This is a genomic window from Mesorhizobium sp. M7A.F.Ca.CA.003.01.2.1, from assembly GCF_003998945.1.
GTDB classification, from domain to species: domain Bacteria; phylum Pseudomonadota; class Alphaproteobacteria; order Rhizobiales; family Rhizobiaceae; genus Mesorhizobium; species Mesorhizobium ciceri.
On sequence record NZ_RZRA01001279.1, the window covers coordinates 1 to 1,192 of the forward strand.

General features: G+C 59.9%; 2 protein-coding genes. Both read right to left on the reverse strand.

The window, feature by feature from the left end:
* Window positions 1-138: 138 nt before the first annotated feature.
* On the reverse strand, window positions 139-591 hold the full coding sequence (locus EN969_RS31955) for a DoxX family protein (protein WP_127419781.1): 453 nt from the start codon (window positions 589-591) through the stop codon (window positions 139-141).
* 196 nt (window positions 592-787) lie between these two features.
* Window positions 788-1,069: a hypothetical protein gene (locus EN969_RS31960; RefSeq protein ID WP_013528193.1), complete on the reverse strand. Its 282-nt coding sequence runs from the start codon at window positions 1,067-1,069 to the stop codon at window positions 788-790.
* Window positions 1,070-1,192 lie beyond the last annotated feature (123 nt).

Sequence of the window (1,192 nt, forward strand, 5' to 3'; positions counted from 1 at the left end):
GCCAAAGACTACGACGAGCTTTGGGGTCTGCAGGATTTCGGTCATGGCTGGCTCCGGCGCTCGCAGGCTTGGCTGAAGCCGTTTCATAATCCGTTTCGTGCCAAAGGCACAGGTCGACGCGTCGTCGCTATCAGCCTGTCAGAACGCGTTGCCGATGCGGTTGTCGACCGAATGGCGGTTGCCGCCGCGAATGACGAAGAAGAGCAGGATCGCTGCGCACAGCAGCGACTTTTCCGCACCCGAATAGCCTTGGCCCATGGTGACCCAGTGGAACCAGACCGTGACCAGCAGCACGAACAGGCCGGCAAAGGCGGCCGGCCGCGTCAAAAAGCCGATGGCGATGAAGATGCCGCCAAAGAATTCAGTGCAGGCCAGAAGCAACGACCACAACGCGCCCGGATAGAAGCCGAGACCCTCGACCATCTCGGCAGCGCCGAAAGGATTGGTGATCTTCTGCGAACCGTGGATGGCGAGAAACCCGCCGGCGACGACGCGAAGAACGGTTTCGGCACCATCGTGCAGGGCCGCGTAAAACCTGCCAAGGACCGGGATGACAAGGGCGTTGCGGGGATTGTCCGTGCTTGCCGACATTGTAGCTCCTCTGTTTTGCTCAATCAGCGCAAACGGCCGATCAGGTTGGTCGAAGTCAAATAAACAAAAGTTGACCAAAACGAGAATGTTTTACCATCGTGCGATCAAAACGCAGAAAACCCCGCCGAAGCGGGGTTTTCCGGGTGACATCCATGCGAAGCCAGGGGCCGACGGCGCGGCCTGACCTGAGACGGTATCAGGAGGGCGTGAAGCAAGTACGCCCACCCCAGCCCTGAACATCCGACATGGTGCCACCAACCTTCTTGCAGGCGGCGACGAAATCAGCGCTGCAATTGGCGAATTTTGCATGGCCGTTCTTGCAGTAGTGGTCTTCGGTGGCCCCGCCGCTCGGGGCAGCGATGACACCCGGGCTGGACGGCTTGACCGGTGCGGCCTTCAGGGTGGCTGCCTGTGTGGCGCCCATGAACGAGCCGAGCAGAAGGACGGCGGTCAGCATGGTGATCTTGGTGTTGGTCATGGCAATTTCCTTTGATTTGGGTTGAGTTTTCCGAAGCGCGAAGGACCGGCCTTCGCGTGATGCAGGCTTTCGATTTCGGTTTGCTGCTTCCCTCGGTGTGGATCGGGCAAGCTCGCCTTGCCC